This window comes from Gordonibacter pamelaeae 7-10-1-b, from assembly GCF_000210055.1.
GTDB classification, from domain to species: domain Bacteria; phylum Actinomycetota; class Coriobacteriia; order Coriobacteriales; family Eggerthellaceae; genus Gordonibacter; species Gordonibacter pamelaeae.
The window spans coordinates 583,819-585,148 of record NC_021021.1 but is presented as its reverse complement, the minus strand read 5'-3'; the positions used below and the strand labels follow the sequence as shown (position 1 = coordinate 585,148).

Annotated in this window: 2 protein-coding genes; both read left to right on the top strand. The window is 69.5% G+C overall.

Annotated features, from left to right (window positions below):
- On the top strand, positions 1 to 937 hold a 937-nt coding region (locus tag GPA_RS02760; RefSeq protein ID WP_049783986.1), incomplete at its 5' end, for a HAMP domain-containing sensor histidine kinase.
- Between the two features lie 63 nt (positions 938 to 1,000).
- Positions 1,001 to 1,330: ATP-binding cassette domain-containing protein (locus tag GPA_RS02755; RefSeq protein WP_156791119.1), on the top strand; the 330-nt coding region annotated here is incomplete at its 3' end.

The following is a 1,330-nucleotide window of genomic DNA, read 5'->3' as shown; positions in this document are numbered from 1 at the left end:
CGCGGCCGCCGGCGTGAAGGGCGGCCTCCCCATCGCTCTGGTCTGGGCGCTCGCCGCGCTCGGGGCGGCGGTCGTGTGGGGCGTCGTCGCGTACCTCCATGTCAGCGTCGTGCGCCCGTTCATGCGTCTGGAGTCGTTCGCCCAGGACGTGGCGGCGGGCAACCTCGACACTCCGCTCGCCTACGAGCGTAGCAATCCGTTCGGACGCTTCACCTGGGCGTTCGACAACATGCGCGCCGAGATCAAGCGCGCCCGCGCCGCCGAGGCCGAGGCCGTGGAGCAGGGCAAGACGGCGGTGGCGGCGCTCTCGCACGATATCAAGACGCCCATCGCGTCCATCCGCGCCTACTCCGAGGCGCTGGAGCTGGGCCTCGCGCGCAACGACGCGGAGCGCGAAGGCTACGCGCGCACGATCGCGCGCAAGTGCGACGAGGTGACCTCGCTCACCGACGACCTGTTCCTCCATGCGCTCGCCGACCTCGACCGCATCCGCGTGAGCTGCGAAGACGCGCCCATAGCCCGCACGATCCGCCAGGCGGTCGCAGATTTCGGCGTGGCGGGCAACGTGGCGCTCGGGCGCCTCGACGAGGCGCGGGTGGCCCACGATCCGAAGCGCCTCGAGCAGGCGCTGGAGAACCTGCTGGCGAACGCCGCCAAGTACGCGCCCGGCGCGGCCGTGGAGGTGGAGGGCGTCCTCGACATCGCCGAGCGCGTCTACCGGGCGACCGTGCGCGACCATGGGCCCGGCATCCCGCCCGAGGACCTCCCGTTCGCCACCGAGCGTTTTTACCGCGGCTCGAACGCGCACGAAGCTCCCGGTGCCGGCCTCGGCCTGTTCATCGCGCGCTACCTGGTAGGGCAGATGGGCGGCGCCCTGCGGCTGGAGGATGCCGACCCCGGGCTCAGGGTCGCTCTGGAATTCCCCCTCGAACCTTAAGGACGCCTTAATGTTTGGACGGGTACGATGCCCTCAAGCGACCATGCGAGACGAGAGGGCATCATGAAAGAACCTATCATCCAAACCGAGCGGCTCTGCAAGAGCTATGCGGCCGACGGCGTGCAGGCGCACGTGCTGAGCAACGTCGACCTGGCGCTGTACGCAGGCGACTTCACCGCCATCATGGGGCCGTCGGGCTCAGGCAAGTCGACGCTGCTCTACTGCCTGTCCGGCATGGACGCACCCACGGCGGGCGACGTGCTCTACCGGGGCAAGAGCATCACGAGCCTGCGCGAGCGCGACATGGCCGAGCTGCGCGCGCAGCATTTCGGCTTCGTGTTCCAGCAGGCGCACCTCGTGTCGAACCTCACGCTGTTCGAGAACGTGGCCGTG